The organism is Pseudomonas sp. SZ57, from assembly GCF_009495975.1.
Taxonomy (GTDB): Bacteria; Pseudomonadota; Gammaproteobacteria; order Pseudomonadales; family Pseudomonadaceae; genus Aquipseudomonas; species Aquipseudomonas syringae.
Map to the genome: position 1 here is coordinate 70,703 of NZ_WIBD01000004.1, position 17,905 is coordinate 88,607.

Genomic DNA, 17,905 nt, shown 5'->3' on the forward strand with positions numbered 1-17,905 from the left:
GCGTCCTGCCAGGCTACCCCCGGATCAGTGCCAGGGCTCAGCCGTCACTTACGTCGCACTCTGCGTCGTCTGTGCCATCGTGATCGAAAAGCGCGTATGGCGGCCTCCTGCGGGCGCGGCATGACGTCGTGTTGAGCTGAAGACTTGTGACGCGGAGCGTCACGAACTGCATGCCAAAGCTCCGCATTGGCACGAGAGCGATTGCTGGCGACGATTTACTGAAAAATCACCGGCTCTTCAGCACTCGCAGGCGCTTTGCCCGGTTCTGCGATCTCCACCGGCATGCCGTCTTCGGCCGCAACCACATCACGTACCACATCCCAGTTCATGCGCAGGTTGTTGGCCAGGTCATCACGCTTGAGCAGCGCATTGATCACCGCAGTGTGCTTGTCGACCACCGACGGGTTGCCCAGGTCATCAACCGGCGTGTGCGCTTCCAGGTAAACCTTGCCGCCACTGATGCCGAACTTGTAGGGCTCGCTGATGATGCGCACGGTCGTGCCGACCGGAGCCATGTCGGCCAGTTCCAGCACGTTATTGTTGTACATGCGGAAACAGCCGTGGCTGGTGCGCATGCCGATGCCGAACTTCTTGTTCGAGCCGTGGATCAGGTAGCCGGAAAGCCCCAGGCCGAATTTGAACGGCCCCAGCGGGTTGTCCGGACCGGCCGGCACCACGTCTGGCAGCGGATCGCCATCGGCCGCATGCTCGGCCTTGATCGAGGCCGGCGGCGTCCAGGTCGGGTTCGGCGTCTTGGCCGTCACCTTGGTCACGCCAATCGGCGATCCCCAGCCTTCACGACCGACACCCAGCGGATAGGTGTGCACGACATTCTGCCCCTTGGGGTAGTAATACATGCGGTATTCGGCAAGGTTGATGACAATCCCTTCGCGCGGACCCGGCGGCAGAATGAAACGGGTCGGCAGCACGATGTCCTTGCCTGCACCCGGCAACCAGGGATCGACGCCAGGATTGGCAGCGATCATTTCCAGGTAGCCCAGATCATATTGGGTGCCCAGATCGGCGAAGGTGTCTTCGTATTTGGCCTTGATGACCTGCACCTGCCCCACGATGTCTTCGCCGGGCGGCGGCAACGGAAACTCCAGTGCATGGACAGAGCTCGCCGCGCACAGAGCAGCAAGCGACAGACAGCGGGTAACGGCTGGAATGCGCGACAACATCCGGGAAGATCCTTCGGGTAACGACTATAGAAAGTGAAACAGCAACTGAAGTGTACACCGGCCCTTGCCGGATCGGGGATATCTACGGCCGGCGTTCAGGCAGTCATGACAGCTAGAGTTCAGGCCAGATAGGATTCATCCCCCTGCGTTGCGCATCCATGATGGCCTTGCACAAGGGACACAGACGCTCATCACGCATGGCCTGCAGTTCGACGGCGCGCATTTGCGGCTGGGCTGGCAACAACGTGCCACACAATGTACGGTCGATCGAGCCGCCCAGCTCCAATTGGCGAGCGATCAGATGGACGCGCACTTCCTGACAGGCGAACAGATCCAGCTGCTCATCGGGTTCAAGCATTTGATAGGCATACAGGGACCAGGCGGGACGCGGCATGGGGGGCTCCAGATCGGGGGCGCCACATTAGCCGAAAGCCCCCGCCCGGGAAAGCCTCAAAGCAGCGGTTTCAGGCTCGGCCAGACATTTTCCAGCAACTTGCCCTGAGCGCCGGCCGCCGGATGCAGACCATCGGCCTGCATCAGTTCGGGCACCCCGCCTACACCTTCGAGAAAGAATGGCACGAAAGGGACCTTTTTCTCCTTGGCCAGGTCGCTGTAAACCTCTTCAAAGGCCTTGGTGTAGCGTGGCCCGTAGTTGGGCGGGATGCGCATGCCCAATAACAGCACTTTGGCACCTGCCGCCTGCGAACGGTCGATCATCGATGAAAGGTTTTGTTGCAATTGAGCAGGCTGCTGGCCGCGCAGGCCGTCGTTGCCGCCCAACTCCAGAATAACCAGTTCCGGCTTATGCTCTGCAAGCAGCGCAGGCAAACGCGCCTGGCCGCCTGCACTGGTGTCGCCACTGATCGACGCATTGACCACCTTGTCGTCGAATCCCTCCTTGCTCAGACGCTGTTCCAGCAGGCTGACCCATCCCACGCGGGTATCCAGCCCGAAAGCCGCACTGATACTATCCCCAACGATCAACACCGTGCCCGCCAACGCGCCCTGTGACAGCAGCAGTAACCCCAGGCCAGCACTTAAAAACAACGCACGCATCGGATTCTCCATGAGTGAAAGTATTCTCAGTGCCCAAAGCCTCAGCAAAGTAGTCCCCAGCACCGAAGGTGACCTGACCATCCTGCACGAACTCTCCCTGGAACTAAACAAGGGCGACACGCTGGCCATCGTCGGTGCCTCCGGTTCGGGCAAATCCACCCTGCTCGGCTTGCTGGCCGGGCTGGACCTGCCGAGCGCCGGTTCAGTCATCCTTTCGGGCCGCAATCTCAGCGAGCTGGATGAAGACCAGCGCGCCAGAGTGCGGGCCGAGCACGTCGGGTTTGTGTTTCAGTCGTTCCAGTTGCTCGACAGCCTGAACGCGCTGGAAAACGTCATGCTGCCGATGGAGCTCGAAGGCCGCAAAGACGCCCGTGAAAAAGCCCGCGACCTGCTGGAACGGGTGGGCCTTGGCCAGCGCCTGACCCACACGCCGCGTCAGCTGTCCGGTGGCGAACAGCAACGGGTCGCCATTGCCCGCGCCTTCGCAGCCGACCCCGACGTGCTGTTCGCCGACGAACCCACCGGCAACCTCGACAGTCACACCGGCGAACGCATCAGCGACCTGCTCTTCGAACTGAACAAGGAGCGCAACACCACGCTGGTGCTGGTCACTCACGATGAGCGTCTGGCGCATCGCTGCCGTCGCCTGATCCGTCTTGAAGGGGGCCGACTGGTCGCCCCGCTGGAGCCTTGATGGCACGTTTGCCTTTTGCCCGCCTGCTGAGCCTCGCTGTCCGCCAACTGATGCGCGATGCCCGCGCCGGAGAATTGCGGGTATTGTTCTTCGCCCTTCTGGTCGCTGTGGCGGCGAGCACCGCCATCGGTTATTTCGGCGCCCGTCTGAACGGCGCGATGTTGCTGCGGGCGACCGAGTTCCTGGGAGCAGATCTGATTCTTGAAGGCTCGAGCCCGGCGCGTGCCGAGCAGGTCGAAGAAGGCAAACGCCTGCAACTCAAGCATGCGCAGATCGTGGTCTTTTCCAGCGTGATCGCGACCGACGCAGGTATCCAGCTGTCGAGCATCAAGGCGGTGGACGACGCTTACCCATTGCGCGGCGAACTGAAAAGCGCCGCAGACCTGTACCAGCCGGAACAGGCTGGCAGCGGTCCGCAACCGGGTGAAGCCTGGGTCGAGGCACGCTTGCTTCCTGCGGTCGACCTGAAGGTGGGAGACGACCTCGACGTCGGCTCCAAAACCTTGAAACTGACCCGCATACTGACTTACGAGCCAGACCGGGCAGGCAACTTCTACAGCCTGACCCCGCGCGTGATGATCAACCTGCAGGACCTTGCCGCCACCGGTGTGGTACAGCCGGGCAGCCGGGTCACCTATCGGGAGATGTGGAGCGGCCCGCCGCAAGCACTGGCGGCCTATCGCAAAGCCATCGAGCCAGGTCTTGAGCCGCATCAGGAAATCAAGGACGCCCGCGATGGCAGCCAGCAGATTGGCGGCGCGCTGGGCAAGGCCGAACGTTATTTGAATATGGCCAGTCTGGTCGCCGTGTTGCTGGCGGGCGTTGCCGTGGCGCTGTCGGCATCCCGATTCGCTGCGCGGCGCTTCGATGCCAGCGCCCTGCTGCGCTGCCTGGGACTGTCGCGCGGTGAGGCGATGACCCTGTTCAGTCTGCAACTGGCGATCATCGGCTTGCTGGCCAGTCTGAGTGGTGCCTTGCTGGGCTGGCTGGCACAACTCGGGCTGTTCGCGCTGCTGCAAAATCTGCTTCCGGCGACCGTTCCGCCCGGCGGCGTGCTGCCTGCGCTGGCCGGCATGGGCACCGGGCTGGTAGCCCTGGCCGGTTTCGCCCTGCCGCCGCTGGCTGCACTGGGTCGCGTGCCGCCGCTGCGCGTCCTGCGCCGCGACATGCTGCCAATCCCGGCCAGCTCCTGGCTTGTGTATGGCGCAGCGTTGCTCGCGCTGGGCCTGATCATGTGGCGTCTGAGCCTGGATCTGGTCCTGACCTTCGCCCTGCTGGGTGGCGGCATCGTCGCCGCGCTGCTGCTCGGCAGTCTGCTGTTACTGGCGCTCAACAGCCTGCGCCGTCTGCTGTCCGGCGCCTCGCTGCCCTGGCGGCTGGGTCTGGGGCAACTGCTGCGTTACCCGCTGGCCGCTGCCGGACAATCGCTGGCTTTCGGCCTGATCCTGCTGTCGATGGGCTTGATCGCGCTGCTGCGCGGTGAGCTGCTCGACACCTGGCAAAATCAGTTGCCCAAGGATGCACCGAACTATTTCGTGCTCAACGTACTGCCGGCCGATAAAGAAAACTTCGCCCAGACCCTGAGCAAGCTGTCCACTCACGCGGCGCCCCTTTACCCGGTGGTGCCAGGACGCCTGACCAGCATCAACGGTGAACCGGTCAGTAACTTCGTGACCAAGGATTCGCGCGGTGAAAATGCCACGCGTCGCGACCTGAGCCTGACCTGGGCCGCCGAGCTTCCCGAGGGCAATACCCTGACTGCCGGCAACTGGTGGAAAGCGTTGCCTGATTCCGGGCAAAGCGACGCAACGCCCGGCGTCTCGATCGAGGCCAAACTGGCCGACAGCCTGAAAATCAAACTGGGCGACCGCCTGAGCTTCATCGTCGGCGGACTGACCCGCGACGCCGTGGTTACCAGCCTCAGGAACGTGAACTGGGATACCTTCCAGCCCAACTTCTTCATGATTTTCCAGCCCGGCACCCTCGCCGACTTGCCGACCACTTACCTGACCAGCTTTTACCTGCCACCCGGCCAGGACAAGCAGATCGTCGAGCTGTCGCGCGCCTACCCGTCCATCAGCATTCTGGGTGTAGAGGCCCTGCTGGCGCAGGTACGCAGCATCCTCGATCAGGTGACCCTGGCCGTGCAGTTCGTCCTGCTGTTCGTGCTGGCTGCGGGTATCGCCGTGCTGTTTTCCGGATTGCAGGCCACGCTGGACGAGCGCATCCGGCAAGGCGCACTGCTGCGTGCGCTGGGCGCAGAGCGAGCGCTGCTGATCAAGTCACGACGTATCGAATTCGGTTTGCTGGGAGCTGCCAGTGGCGTACTGGCGGCGTTGGGCTGTGAGCTGGTGAGCTTCGTGCTGTACCGCTACGCCTTTTCGCTGGAATGGCAACCGCATCCGTGGCTACTGCTGCTGCCGGTGATCGGTGCCTTGCTGGTCGGGGGTGCGGGTGTATTCGGCACCCGCCGCGCACTGAACGTAAGCCCGCTGACCGTGCTGCGCGAGGGTTGAGGCTACTCACAAATCTCGTGGGAGCGAGCTAGTTGTGTATAGCGATCAGCGCTCCGCGTGAGAATGCAATGCCGGACGCTCTGCGTCCGGCCTCACTTCTCGTAATCAATCGAGTTCACGAACCACAGCTTCTCGCCTTCGGGCGTGTTGACCAGCACTTCGTCGCCCACTTCCTTCTTCAGCAAGGCACGGGCCATGGGCGAGTCGATGGAGATGTAGTCGTTGCGCCCATAGATTTCGTCATAACCGACAATGCGGAATTTCTTGAGATCGCCCGCTTCGTTTTCGATCTCGACCCAGGCACCGAAGAACACCCGCCCTTCCTGCTCCGGGGAATACTGCACGACACGCATGTCTTCGAGGCGCTTGCGCAGGTAGCGCACGCGTCGGTCGATCTCGCGCAGCAGCTTCTTGTTGTACTGGTAATCGGCGTTTTCGCTGCGATCCCCGAGCGATGCCGCCCAGGCGACCTTTTGCGTAATGTCGGGCCGGTGTTCTCGCCACAGGTAGTCGAGTTCTTTCTTCAGGGCTTGATGCCCGTCACGGGTGATGATCTTTGTACTCAAGAAGTTTCTCCGGCCCGGCAAAAATCAGTTCGACAGGCGACAAAGACTCAACGTCGCGCCACCTCATGCTGGATGCAGCCGTCGTAATAGACCTTGGTCACCGCATCAGGCTTGAGCCGCGACTCGCTGTCGTAGGTCTGTTCCGTGATGCGCAATGCCATGGGTCGCATCCATTGTTTGGCAAACTTGCGCGCCTGCAGCTTCTGCCGCGCGCCATAGCGAGTAACGCCTGACAACTTGGAGGCCTGCGCACCGCCCGCAATGGCCGAGCCCCAACGACACAGATAACGCTCGTTTTCCGTGGCGTTTCTGGCCTGTGCGGAAAACGCCAGCCCGGAAAGCGTCAGGCACGCCAGAGCACAATAGACCAAACGCATGCGAAAACCACCTAATCCTTTGATAAGGCGGCGATTTTGCCTGTCCGTTCACGCGTCGGGGGCCAGCAATATGCCTTCTATGCCAATTGGCTGAATCAGGCGATTCAACCCAGCGTAATCAGGCCCTGCCGGGCGATGCGGGTCAGGTCATGAATCACCTGCCCGACATCATCTGCCTGCGGCGATTGCACCACGGCGAGGTCGAATTGATCGTCGGCAAAATGACTCAGCGACTGGTGGGTCTCGGCGAACTGAATCAGAAACGCACAGGAGCCGCCACGCCGACGCGGCCAGCCGTCGAGATAGCGCAACAGCGTGGGCTGATGGGAACCGCTGAGGAGGATTTTCGGGTTCTTGCGGGACAAGACCGTGCTGATCGGGGAAAGACGACTGAGGGGGCGCAGGTTGTTCATGGTGGTTTCTCTGCCTCGCAAGATCCGCTGGGCAGCGGTGAGAGGCAACACCGAACCAACGTTTTAGCGGTATTTCGACAAGACTTCAGCCTTGCCAGGCGCCCCGCAAGTAGTTGTTAAATCGGCGCTTGAGCACGCATCCTAGAGAAACGTCCCATTCATTGTCAATTGCCATTCATGGCAGGAGCCTGCAAACGCACAAGGCCCGCCACAAGAGCGGGCCTTGCACAGCAAGCGTAGCCGGTTATCGGGCGATGATACGGTCCAGCGACAACTTGCCTGCACCTTCGATGAGTACCGCTACGGCCCCGCCGAGCAGTGCCAGCGCGTACTCGTAGCCGTTGTTGGCCATGAAGAAGCCGTTGTGGATGTGCACGGTGAAGATCGCCACCAGCAACAGCAGGATCACCACGACTGCAGCGGGACGAGCCAGCAGCCCCAGCAGCAGGCCCAGGCCGCCAAAGAATTCGGCGCTGCCCGACATCAGCGCCATCAGGTAACCCGGCGTCAGGCCCAGGCTTTCCATGTACTGCGCAGTGCCTTCCAGGCCATAACCACCGAAGGCGCCGAACAGTTTCTGGCTGCCGTGCGCGATGAACGCGATACCGACGATGACGCGCAGGACAGTCAGGCCGTAACCGGCGCGAGTGGTGAGGACCGACTTGATCAATGTGTTCATGGAGGACTTTCCGTGAGTGATGGGTGATTAACAGCGAGTGGCGCCATGATAATCAAATTCGCTCATGTAAAAACCGCAAATAACGGCGTATAAAAATCGAATAAATCGATCTTTAGCGTTTTATCGCAGATTTGGGACCGCTCTTTTCCAGCGAGTCGCGCTCGCGATCAAAGGCCAGGTAGTACTTGTTCACGCTGTTCACGAACGCCACGACATTGGCACCGCCCTGCTCCATCGCCACGCGCTCGGTCTGGAAGAACCACTGGTTCGGGTTCAGCCCGCGACGCCGCGCTTCCTCGCGCATGCCCTGCACGCGCTCAGGCCCCAGGTTATAGGCGGCCATCACGAATGCCATGCGCTCGCGTTCGTTGACCCGGTTACTGGAGAAATACTTGCGCTGGATCAGCGCCATGTAGCGCGAGCCGGCACGGATGTTGTCGTCAGCGCTCTGGATGCTCGGCACGCCAACGCTTTTCGCTGCCGAAGGCGTGATCTGCAACAGGCCTGTCGCGCCGCCACTGCCCTTGGCAGACGGGTCGAGTTTGGATTCCTTGAACGCGAGGGCTGCCAGGTCAAGCCAATCCATGCCCTGTGCATCGGCATGGCGTTGCAGCATCGGACGCAGTTGTTCCAGACGCTGCAGGTTGTTGCGCACCAACGGGTTGTTGACCTTGTAGGTGTTCTTGTACGCGTTGGCGAACACCTGATCCTGCTGGGCCGACGGCTTATAGCCTTTGAGGAAATCGTCGACACTGGCCCGCAGCTGGGTGGCATTGTCACGAACGAACCAGCTGATATCCCCGTGGGTCTGCAAGGTCAGGCCGCGTTCGATGCGCAGTTTGGGCATGATCTTCGCCCAGCGCTCGGCAATCGGCTGCTCGACCAGCGTCATCGGGTAAATCCCGGCCTGGACCATTTCCAGCACATCCTCGACAGCCAGACTGGGGTCGACCCATTCGATTTTTGCCAGGGGCAGCTTGCGCAGCTCCAGTTGTCGATTGACCTGATGCAGGGCTTCATCGGCGGCACTGCCGGTGGGCAGGCTCAGGGTCTTTCCGGACAATTGATCCACACGGCGCACACTGCGCTGACCACGAACGCCGACCAGCACCAGAGGCACATCGTGCACGATCGGTGCGCTGGCCTGAATGCCCTTGGCGTCGCTGACATCGAGCAGCTCACCGGGCGCGATCATGTCGCCTTCTCCGCGCTGCAAGGCCGTCAGCAGCTGGTTCTTGGCCTTGGGGATAACCTTGATCGTGATCTTCTGCCCGGTACGGGAATGGCTGTTGAGGTACTGCTCGAAAGCTTGCAGGCGATGGTATTCGACGCCGATTTCCTGACCCTTGACGTCGCCGGAGCTGTTACGGCTCTGATTGACCAGTACGCGTAGCACCTTGCTGCTGCGAATCGCCGGCAAATCGCGCACCTGCACCGTGTGCTGCACGACCTCGGGACCGGTCTGACGAGCAGAAACCTGCAAGGGCAGCAGCGGTAACAGGCACATCAAAGACACAAGCGCGGATCGGATCATTCACTTCCCCAGGGCAATGCCGGAAAGAAACAGGAAAAAGGAAATCTTGAGGTCACGCAGCAGCGCCGAACAGCGAAGGAAATCGTTGAACCCTCAGGTTCAATCGCTTGAATACCCAGCGTTTTCTTGTTGTGGCCAGAGCTCTGGTATGCTCGGCAGCCTTCAGCTGGAGGTAGCACCATGCAACTCATCGACATCGGCGTCAATCTGACCAACGCAAGCTTCGCCTCGCAGCGACAGGCGGTACTCGACCGCGCCTACGCCGCAGGCGTCGAACAACTGGTGGTGACCGGCACCAGTGTCGAAGGCAGCGAACACGCCTTGCAGCTGTGTCACGAGCTGGATGAAAGCGCGCAACGCCTGTTCTGCACGGCGGGAATCCACCCGCATTCAGCGAGCGATTGGACCGGCGACACCGAGAAACAGTTGCATGCCCTGCTCAGGGAAAATCGCGTTCGCGCCGTGGGTGAATGCGGCCTGGATTACAATCGCGATTTCTCGCCTCGCCCCCAGCAGGAAAAGGTCCTGGAGGCGCACCTGGCCATGGCCGTGGAACTGCAATTACCGGTGTTCCTCCATGAACGCGACGCCAGCCAGCGGCTGCTGGAAATTCTGCGCGACTACCGCGACCGCCTTCCCGCGGCAGTCGTGCACTGTTTCACCGGTGAGCGCGCCGCGCTGTTCAGTTACCTGGACCTTGATCTGCATATCGGCATCACTGGCTGGATCTGTGACGAACGACGCGGCACCCACCTGCACGCGCTGGTCGGCAACATCCCTCGCGGCCGACTGATGCTGGAAAGCGATGCGCCCTACCTGCTGCCACGCAGCCTGCGCCCCAAGCCGAAAAACGGTCGCAACGAGCCAGCTTACCTGCCGGAGGTCTTGCGCGAAGTAGCCTTGCACCGGGGCGAAACGCTGGAGGACCTCGCACGCCACAGCACTGATTGCGCGCGGCAGTTCTTTGCCTTGCCAATGCTGAAGAACACCTCAAAGGATGAAAATCTGCAGCTTTCTTGACCCGCATCAAGGCTCTCTTCGTTGGCTGAGGCACAGTGATGGCATCTTGCTGCTATCTCAACCGATCACCGAAGAAGACCACTCATGGGCTCATGGCTTGGCAACCTGTCACTGAAATATAAGTTCTGGGCCGTCAACGCGGTCGCTTTTGTCACCACCCTGTTGCTGGTGCTGTACGCCATGCAAACTGAACAACAGGCGCGCACGGATGCGTCGAGTCAGGCAGCACAAGCGCAGGCGCGCCTGCTGGCCGCCTGGCCCGTCGACGCAGCCCTGCCCTCCAGCGATACATTGCTGACGTACCGCCAGGGTCAGACACCGGTTGTCGATGGCCTGGCGCTGCCGGAACTGGCTGACGCGCGCGACTGGGTGACGCTGGACAAGCCCGCTGGCGATCAATGGCTGAGCGGTGCGCAGATCATCACCCGAGGCGCCGAGCAACGGATTGCGCTACTGGCGTTCACCCCGACCTTCATGCAAATCCTGCTGGATCGCTTCACGCACTACGCGATTGCGGTGTTCGTGCTGATGTTATTGATGCTCTGTGCCTCGCAACTGCTGATCCGCTTTCTGCTCAGCCAGCTCAACGCGCTCAAGGATGTGATGCTGCACGTCGAAAAAAGCGGCGACCTGGCGGCCCGTGTTCCCAACCGCAGCGACGATGAAGTCGGGCAGATGGCCAAGGCCTTCAATGCCATGCAGGCCGGTTATCAGCGAGTGGTCAACACCGTTTCGCAAACTGCTGGGCGCCTCGATCAGGGCGCCGCGCATCTGGCGGCGGGCATGAAGGAGGTGCGCCATGGCATGCTCGGTCAGCAAAGCGAAACCGATCAGGTGGCCACGGCCATCAACGAAATGACTGCCACGGTCCATCACATTGCCCAGCACGCTACAGCCACCCGCGATCAGTCGCAGACGGCCGACGCACTGGCAGGCAGCGGCAAAGTAGTGGTCGACCGTGTGCAGGTGTCCATCGCCGGGCTTTCCAGCGGCGTGCAGCAAACAGCGGAAATGATCCAGCGCATGGCCGAGGACAGCCAGAAGATCAACGGTGTGGTCAACGTGATCCACAGCATCGCCGAGCAGACCAACCTGCTCGCCCTCAACGCAGCCATCGAGGCCGCACGCGCCGGGGAAATGGGTCGGGGTTTTGCCGTGGTCGCCGATGAGGTACGCAATCTGGCGAAGCGGGTGCAGACCTCCACCGATGAAATCACCACGATGGTCTCGACCCTGCAAAACGGCACCCGCGATGCCGTGGATTTCATGCAGGAAAGCTCGCACAAGGCTGACGAATGCGTGCAGCAGGCGCGGGAAGCGGGTGATGCGCTGGCGGCGATTGCCGGTGCCGTGGCACAGATGCGCGAAAGCAATACGCAGATCGCCGTCGCGGCCCAGCAGCAAAGCCAGGTCGCCGAGGAGATGAACCGCGCGGTGGTGAGTATCCGCGATGTCACCGAACGCACGGTGATCCAGACAGTTGACTCGGCCAGCACCAGTGACGAACTGGCCACGCTGGCAGGCGAACTGAATGCCGCCATTGGCCAGCTCAAGCTGTAACAGGCTATCGCCGCGATAGACAGGCTTGACTCGTCAGCCATCGGCGCGCGGGCCTATCCTTCAGGCATTGAACGACGCTTTACGCGTTACCTGAAGAGGACCGCATCATGAACAAGCCACTTTCCGATCTGCAGTTGAATCAATGGCGTGACAGCAACGACAGTCAGGAGCACTCGACCAGTCTGGCCCTGTACCTGATCGCCGTACCGCTGTTCATTCTGGCGGCCCTGCTGATCCTCAACGGCCTGTTTTCCGAAAGCCTTTCATCGGTTGCCATCGGCGTGATCGGCCTGGTGGCGGCGCTGGGCTTTCAGCGCCAGAACGCCGCACGGGCCGCCCGCAAACCTTGATCCGGTTGCCGGTCAGCCAAACACGGTGACCGTCTGGCGACTGATCGCGATCAGCTCGCCGTCGGGGCTCCACAATGCCGCGGCGGTATGACCATAGCCATCGCGGGCATGCTCGATGACTGCGCGGTAGCTGCACCACTGCAGGGTATCGAGCGACGGCTGGGGCTGGACGAACTCAATGGTCCAGGTCAATGAACTGCCGGGGGCCGGCTTGTCCAGATGCGGCAATACCGCAGGCGGCCAGGTGTCCACCAGCGCCAGAATATGCGCTTCGCTCATGGGCGTGGCGTGCGGCTCATCGCGAAAGCGCACGTAGCCGCCTATCGCCGGCGATCGGGTATTGCTGAACGGCATCCCACCCAACGCCCAGCGGATGTCCATGAAACGCAGGTAATCAGGCATCACGCCGCTGGCAAAAGGCAGCTCCGGGCATTGTTCGACCGGTTTGAGGAGCGGCGCGGCCTCCGCGGAAAAGGTGATCATTGATTCCCGAGGGGCACCGAAGCTGCCCTGTATCAGGGTCATGACCTGACCGTTCTGCATGGCGCGTCCCAGCACCTGACTGACTGCCTTGCCATGACGCAGGATGTCGACCTCGAAAGCAATCGGTACACCGGGCGCGGCCGGCCCGACAAAGGTAATCGCCAGCGAACGAACCGGCCGCCCTTCCGGCACCTGTGCACGCATCCCTTCGTAGGTCAGCGCAGCCATCAGCCCGCCAAAGCAGGCACGCCCCTGCGACCATTCGGCAGGGATCGTGACAGAGTGCGGATCGCGACGCAGCGCATCGATCAGTTCAGAAAAGGTCATGCTCACTCCACACGTCAACACACAAGTAGATGGATGATAACCATCCTCTTAGTTAACGACAGGCCGCATAATGGCCATTTTTGCGGCCTGAATGACCTGCCTCATGAAAAATCACTGGATCAGAAACAAGCCTTGGCCAAGCGTTTGAGCGACGCTTCGGCCTTGCGTTCGGCACCTACTATGCCGATTTGCCAGCCCGGCACGCAGGGAGCCAGATCAGGTTGTTCCGCAGCCTGCGCCAGCCATTGCAGATGATCATGCCAGTCGCCCAGTTCGCCTTGTGCGGATTTGAGTCGGGCCCGCATGTTTTTCGGCTGATGGCTGAGTTGCGGATAGGCTTCGGCAGCGTAACGCACGCGCTTGATCAGCAAACGCAGGTCATGCCGATCGTGCCCCGGCTCGGCGATGGCCACACGCAACTTGTGCCATTGCTTGTCCATGCGTTTTTCTATGGTCTTGCGCAGCCCACGCAACATGCCCTGGCGCTGTTGCAGGCGCAGCATCTCCGGGAACCGGTCAATCAGCTTGAGCAGACGGGTCAACTCGGGCGAGCCGGCGACCTTTGGGCAGGCGCTTTCCAGGTAGCGGTTGCGTGTGAACGCGGCCTCGTTCAAACCCTGCTCTTCAAGAAACCCGGCGAGCACCTGCATGTCACGCAGCGGCGTGGTCAGTTGGCCGACCGCCTTGGCCGCCTCTTCCAGCTCTGCGGCACTCGGGTTTTCCCGCAGGGGCCGCAGTACGCTGCGCAGACGGCGCACCGTGGTACGTAAATCGTGCAGCGCTTCGCTGTCAGTCGAAACGGCAAGACGTGCCTGACACGCGAGCAATTTGACATCCAGCGCCAGCACTTCGGCGACCAGATGATCCACCATTGAAGACATGCAATTCCCCTTCGACAAACTGATTCATGAGTGCCTGTCCCTGACGGCTGACAACCTCCATGGCAAAACCCGGCGCAACGTGCTCAGTGCCTGCCTCAAGCGGCTTGCCGAAGCCAGCCGCCCAGCGTAGCGCTGCGCTTGAAATTCGCGGATGAAACCTTCAATGGCCTCGGCATGCTGCGGAAAGTAGAGCACCGCCCTGCGGCAGAATGCGTCAGCCCCTTCACCCGGCATACGACGCAGACCATGGCGGGCGAGCAAGCGTTCAAATGCGTTGAACACGCGCAGTTGCGAGTCGCTTTCGCGTTGCCAGGGTTTGAACAGCCATAACGCGACCAGGCCCAGTGAAAACAGGGTTCCCAGGACAAAAACCGGCGCCTGGAAGCCTGAAAACCAGCGACCGAGAATTTGTAACTGCTGTTGTCCCTGATAGCCCAGCACCCAGCGCTGCCAGCCGTAATTGAGGTTATCCCAACTGAGGCGCAGGGCGTTGACCCAAGGCACGTTGCGGTAGCGCAACGCTGAATAGGGCGAGTCCTGCAGAAACGCTTCGTCCGCCGCCAGCGCCTGCTCCAGGCCTTGCTCGATACGTTGCGGCGCCACGGCGGCAGTCGGGTCGACGCTGCGCCAGCCAACGCCCGGCTGCCAGTATTCCACCCAGGCATGCGCGTCGAACTGACGAACAGTCAGGTACTGCCCGTCGGGGTTCAGTTCGCCGCCCTGATACCCGGCCACCACCCGCGCCGGAATGCCCGCCGCGCGCAGGACAAAGGTCATGGCACCGGCATAGTGGGCGCAAAATCCCTGACGACTGGCAAACAGGAATTCATCGATGCTGTCATTGCCCAGTGGCACCGGCTTGAGGGTGTAGTGAAATGGCTGATCGCTGAAGTAGCCGAGCATCGCCGCGACCATGGCGTCCGGTGTGGTGTAGCGGCGACGCAGGTCATCGGCCCATTGCCGCGCCTGATCATTGCCCTTGGCAGGCAATTGCAGGTCCTGACGCTGGATCTGCTCGCTGGACAGCGGATCCCGGACACTTTGCGGCCATGAGTTGACGGCGTACAGGAGCGACTGCTCGACGGGGCGTCTGCGCTGCAAGCGGAAGTCGCTCATCTGCCGCGCGTCCGGCAACGTGGTTTCTGCCACGTCAAGGCTCGGCAGCCAGGGCCGGCCGCTGGCTTCCATGACAACGCTGTAGGCCAGCGGCTCACCGCGTTTCTGCCACTGCGCTATCTGTACGGTCTGGGCGCGGGCCGACTGCGACCAGCGACGTCCATCGAACTGCTCAAGGGTCAGACCGCGCCAGTACAGCTGGCTGCGCGCCGGGATCGGCCCTTCGAAACTGGCGCGGAACACCAGCGCAGGTGATTTGCTCAGTTCCGCCATGTCGCCGGGTGCCATGTTGTCCGACAGGCCGGTGACGCCTTTGTTGCTCGGCTGCGGCAGCGACCAGAGCGGGTCCAGACGCGGAAAGAACAGAAACAGCAGGAGCATCAACGGCAGCGCCTGCGCCATCAGCTTGAATGCCAGCTTGAGCGTGTCGGCCGACCTGCCGGCCAGGTCCGAGTGTTGCAGGCCGATCAACGCAGCCAGCAGCGCGCTGACCGGCAGCAGACTGAAGAGCGCCCACAGCAGGTTGTCTTCGAACAGATAGCCAACCGCCACGCAGAAGAAACCGAGAAAAATCAACACGCGCGCGTCACGGCGATTGTTCATTTCCAGCATTTTCAGAACGAATGCCGCCACCAGTAACGCAGCCCCGGCATCCAGCCCGACCAGGCTGCCGCGCGCCAGATACACGCCACCTGCGGTGCCCACCAGCAGCCCGGACTTGACCCAGGTGCCAGGCAAGCGCACGCGCATGCGGAACGCCTGCACGCGCCACACCGTGCAGCCCAGCCAGAGGATCATGATCGACACCGGGACATGCAGCGCGAACGGCAGCACCACCAGTGCCTGCGCCACCAGCAGCCAGGTCAGGCTGACACGCGGAATGGGCGCGGCGGGAACGGCCTTGACCTTGTCGTTCATGGTCGATGGCCGTACAGCGCAAGGGCGCGCAGGCAGACTTCGCGGTGCGCATCACCGCTGTCCACTGCCGACAAAAAGCCCGGTAACCGCAGGGCAAACGGCTGCTGCCGCTGCGACAGCTCCAGCACCCAGTAACACAGGCGCGACAGGCGCTCTTCGATATCCCCGCCCAGCGCCATGAAGTCCAGGCACAGGTCATGACCACTGAGGTCGGTAAAATCCTTGATCAGCAATCCCTGCCCGCGGGAATACGCTTTCCAGTGCAGACGACTGCGATTGTCACCCGGCTGGTAGCTGCGCAGGCCCTGATAATCATCGACACCGGCCCCTTGGGTGGCATGACCATCGTCCTCGGCATGCGGCTGCACGCCTTTGAGCAGCGGCATGGTCCCGGACAAGGGTCGAGGGTAGATCAAGGCACTCTGCTCCAGGTCTAGCCAGCTCCAGGCGCAAAAGATGCCTAGCGGAAACACACTCTCGATGCGCAGCCTTGGCGCACGCAGCCAACCGCGCTTTTCGGCGGGCAGTGTCAGCTCCAGGTCGGTCAAGCCGCGAGGCAGCACGTCGCCTGACTGCAACGCCGTCGCGCTCCAGCCCAACCCCAATGCATGGTGAGCCTGACCGGCACTTTCCAGGCGCAGGCGCAATTGCACCGGCTCGCCGACGAATACCGAACGCGCCACGCCCGCACTCAGAACCAGACCGCTGACGTTGCGGTAGGTGTGCAGGATGGCCAGCACGCCTATCGACAGCAACAGAAAGGTCAACCCGTAGGCCAGGCTGTTCTGGTAATTGATCGCCACCAGCAGCATGAGCACCAGCACTAACGCGTAAATCATGCCGGTGCGTGTCGGCATGATGAAAATGCGCCGGTGGTCGAGGGTAATGCGTGACGCTGGAGGAATTCGCCTCGACAGCCAGCGTTGCCAGAGCGGTTTGAGCGGTTCGATCAAAGCACGGGCACCTCGCGCAACAGCCATTGCACCAGCGCACCGCCGCCATGCCCGGTCGGATCGCTGCGTTCACGCAAGCGGTGGCCGATCACCGACGGCAGCACCGCCTGCACATCCTCGGGAATCACGTAATCACGCCCCAGCAACATCGCCCAGGCCCGTGCAGCGGCCAGAACCGCCAGGCTCGCCCTGGGTGAAAGTCCGTAAGCGAACTGCGGCTGACTGCGCGTCGCCTCGACCAGTCGCAAGACATAATCCACCAGCGCGTCACTGGCGCGCACCTGCCGCGCCTGCGCCTGGAGCTGACCAAGCTGGGCGTGGTCCAGAATCGGTTGCAGACGCGGCAACAGCTCGCGGCGCGACTCACCCAGCAGCAGGGCTTTCTCTGCGGCTCTGGCCGGGTAGCCCATGGAAATACGCATCATGAACCTGTCCAGTTGCGACTCGGGCAAGGCAAAAGTACCGCCGGAACTGAACGGGTTCTGGGTCGCGATCACAAAGAATGGATCGGGCAACAGACGCGTCGCGCCCTCGATCGACACCTGCCCTTCTTCCATGGCTTCCAGCAACGCGCTCTGGCTCTTGGGCGTGGCGCGGTTGATCTCGTCGGCGAGCACCAGCTCGGCGAAAATCGGCCCTGGATGAAAGGTGAACTGCCCACTGTCCCGATCAAATACCGAAGTCCCCAGGATGTCACCTGGCAGCAGGTCAGAAGTGAACTGAATGCGCTGATAACTCAGGCCGAGAATTTTCGCCAGCGCATGACTGAGCGTGGTCTTGCCCATCCCCGGCAAGTCCTCGATCAGCAAATGCCCGCCGCCGACCAGACACGTCATCGCCAACCGTACCTGCGCCTCCTTGCCCAGCACCACCTCATTGATCGCGCTCAGGCACGCATCGAGTTTTCTACCCATCGAAAGCCCCTTCCGGCAACTGCTTCATGACTGTGGGACTGCAAGCGATGCCAGTGTCCGAACACTTTAAAGTGAGCGTAGGCCGTTTCGCCAGAGTTGGTTAGGCCTACCGTCTCGCCAGACTGAAAGATTTGTGACGCAGAGCGTCACTAACGGCATGTCAACGCGTTAGCACGATAGTCATTTTCCAGACGCCCCATTTTCAGGGGCTTTACTGGCCTCTTCGCGAGCAAGCTCGCTCCCACAGGTACGGGGTGTTTTCGGGCCATGTGAAACACTCACACAGGTCCGGGGTGTTTTCAAGCCATGTGGATTACTCACACAGGTCGACGGTGTTTCGAGCCGTGCGAATGCCCTGCGGCACTGA

At 61.6% G+C, this 17,905-nt stretch carries 18 protein-coding genes; 5 read left to right on the forward strand and 13 right to left on the reverse strand.

The genetic code is table 11. The features are described 5' to 3' along the window. Positions 1 to 215 precede the first annotated feature (215 nt). The 3 genes from GE543_RS07570 to GE543_RS07580 all read right to left on the reverse strand — a co-directional run bounded on the left by GE543_RS07570 (position 216) and on the right by GE543_RS07580 (position 2,237). Complete coding sequence (locus GE543_RS07570; protein WP_044323451.1) at positions 216 to 1,181, reverse strand: L,D-transpeptidase family protein; 966 nt, start codon at positions 1,179 to 1,181, stop codon at positions 216 to 218. Positions 1,182 to 1,293: 112 nt separating this feature from the next. Then, positions 1,294 to 1,575, reverse strand: coding sequence for a hypothetical protein (locus tag GE543_RS07575; RefSeq protein WP_003315714.1), 282 nt, complete (start codon positions 1,573 to 1,575; stop codon positions 1,294 to 1,296). 56 nt (positions 1,576 to 1,631) lie between these two features. Next, positions 1,632 to 2,237 carry an arylesterase gene (locus tag GE543_RS07580; protein ID WP_153221121.1) on the reverse strand — a complete coding sequence of 202 codons (606 nt, stop codon included), beginning with the start codon at positions 2,235 to 2,237 and terminating at the stop codon, positions 1,632 to 1,634. A 10-nt stretch (positions 2,238 to 2,247) separates the two neighbouring features. On the opposite strand from GE543_RS07580, the gene GE543_RS07585 reads away from it, so the two are divergent. Further along, positions 2,248 to 2,931, forward strand: coding sequence for an ABC transporter ATP-binding protein (locus GE543_RS07585; RefSeq protein WP_003406778.1), 684 nt, complete (start codon positions 2,248 to 2,250; stop codon positions 2,929 to 2,931). Further along, positions 2,931 to 5,447, forward strand: a complete 2,517-nt coding sequence (locus GE543_RS07590) for an ABC transporter permease (RefSeq protein WP_046237755.1) — start codon at positions 2,931 to 2,933, stop codon at positions 5,445 to 5,447. The genes GE543_RS07585 and GE543_RS07590 overlap by 1 nt, the downstream gene beginning before the upstream one ends. A 92-nt stretch (positions 5,448 to 5,539) precedes the next feature. Here GE543_RS07590 and greB read toward each other — a convergent pair whose 3' ends face one another. The 5 genes from greB to GE543_RS07615 all read right to left on the reverse strand — a co-directional run bounded on the left by greB (position 5,540) and on the right by GE543_RS07615 (position 9,016). Next, complete coding sequence (greB, locus tag GE543_RS07595; RefSeq protein WP_004410438.1) at positions 5,540 to 6,013, reverse strand: transcription elongation factor GreB; 474 nt, start codon at positions 6,011 to 6,013, stop codon at positions 5,540 to 5,542. 47 nt (positions 6,014 to 6,060) lie between these two features. Continuing rightward, positions 6,061 to 6,390 carry a hypothetical protein gene (locus tag GE543_RS07600; protein WP_046237756.1) on the reverse strand — a complete coding sequence of 110 codons (330 nt, stop codon included), beginning with the start codon at positions 6,388 to 6,390 and terminating at the stop codon, positions 6,061 to 6,063. Positions 6,391 to 6,494: 104 nt separating this feature from the next. After that, positions 6,495 to 6,803 (reverse strand): class I SAM-dependent methyltransferase, encoded by a 309-nt coding sequence (locus GE543_RS07605; protein WP_153221122.1) that lies wholly within the window; start codon positions 6,801 to 6,803, stop codon positions 6,495 to 6,497. A gap of 244 nt (positions 6,804 to 7,047) precedes the next feature. Further along, a complete protein-coding gene (locus GE543_RS07610; protein WP_003316619.1) occupies positions 7,048 to 7,482 on the reverse strand; it encodes a DoxX family protein in 435 nt (144 codons plus the stop codon). Between the two features lie 112 nt (positions 7,483 to 7,594). Continuing rightward, on the reverse strand, positions 7,595 to 9,016 hold the full coding sequence (locus GE543_RS07615) for a transglycosylase SLT domain-containing protein (protein WP_153221123.1): 1,422 nt from the start codon (positions 9,014 to 9,016) through the stop codon (positions 7,595 to 7,597). Positions 9,017 to 9,196: 180 nt separating this feature from the next. Here GE543_RS07615 and GE543_RS07620 point away from each other — a divergent pair, with 180 nt between their 5' ends. The 3 genes from GE543_RS07620 (at position 9,197) to GE543_RS07630 (ending at position 11,946) form a co-directional block, all read left to right on the forward strand. After that, complete coding sequence (locus GE543_RS07620) at positions 9,197 to 10,036, forward strand: TatD family hydrolase (protein WP_153221124.1); 840 nt, start codon at positions 9,197 to 9,199, stop codon at positions 10,034 to 10,036. An 84-nt stretch (positions 10,037 to 10,120) separates the two neighbouring features. Then, complete coding sequence (locus GE543_RS07625; protein WP_153221125.1) at positions 10,121 to 11,596, forward strand: methyl-accepting chemotaxis protein; 1,476 nt, start codon at positions 10,121 to 10,123, stop codon at positions 11,594 to 11,596. 107 nt (positions 11,597 to 11,703) lie between these two features. Then, positions 11,704 to 11,946 (forward strand): hypothetical protein, encoded by a 243-nt coding sequence (locus tag GE543_RS07630; protein ID WP_003392889.1) that lies wholly within the window; start codon positions 11,704 to 11,706, stop codon positions 11,944 to 11,946. Between the two features lie 12 nt (positions 11,947 to 11,958). Here the strand turns inward: GE543_RS07630 and GE543_RS07635 are convergent, their stop codons facing one another. From GE543_RS07635 to GE543_RS07655, 5 genes are all read right to left on the reverse strand, one after another. After that, positions 11,959 to 12,756 (reverse strand): acyl-CoA thioesterase II, encoded by a 798-nt coding sequence (locus tag GE543_RS07635; RefSeq protein WP_153221126.1) that lies wholly within the window; start codon positions 12,754 to 12,756, stop codon positions 11,959 to 11,961. Between the two features lie 119 nt (positions 12,757 to 12,875). Next, entirely contained in the window at positions 12,876 to 13,628 is a 753-nt protein-coding gene (locus GE543_RS07640; RefSeq protein WP_046237761.1) for a CHAD domain-containing protein, read from the reverse strand. Positions 13,629 to 13,661: 33 nt separating this feature from the next. Beyond that, positions 13,662 to 15,671 (reverse strand): DUF3488 and transglutaminase-like domain-containing protein, encoded by a 2,010-nt coding sequence (locus tag GE543_RS07645; protein ID WP_153221127.1) that lies wholly within the window; start codon positions 15,669 to 15,671, stop codon positions 13,662 to 13,664. Next, positions 15,668 to 16,651, reverse strand: coding sequence for a DUF58 domain-containing protein (locus GE543_RS07650; RefSeq protein ID WP_110768512.1), 984 nt, complete (start codon positions 16,649 to 16,651; stop codon positions 15,668 to 15,670). The genes GE543_RS07645 and GE543_RS07650 overlap by 4 nt, the downstream gene beginning before the upstream one ends. Further along, the gene (locus GE543_RS07655; protein ID WP_046237764.1) at positions 16,621 to 17,538 is read right to left on the reverse strand and encodes a MoxR family ATPase; all 918 of its coding nucleotides are present in this window, start codon (positions 17,536 to 17,538) and stop codon (positions 16,621 to 16,623) included. Before GE543_RS07655 ends, GE543_RS07650 begins: the two co-directional genes overlap by 31 nt. Positions 17,539 to 17,905: the final 367 nt, after the last annotated feature.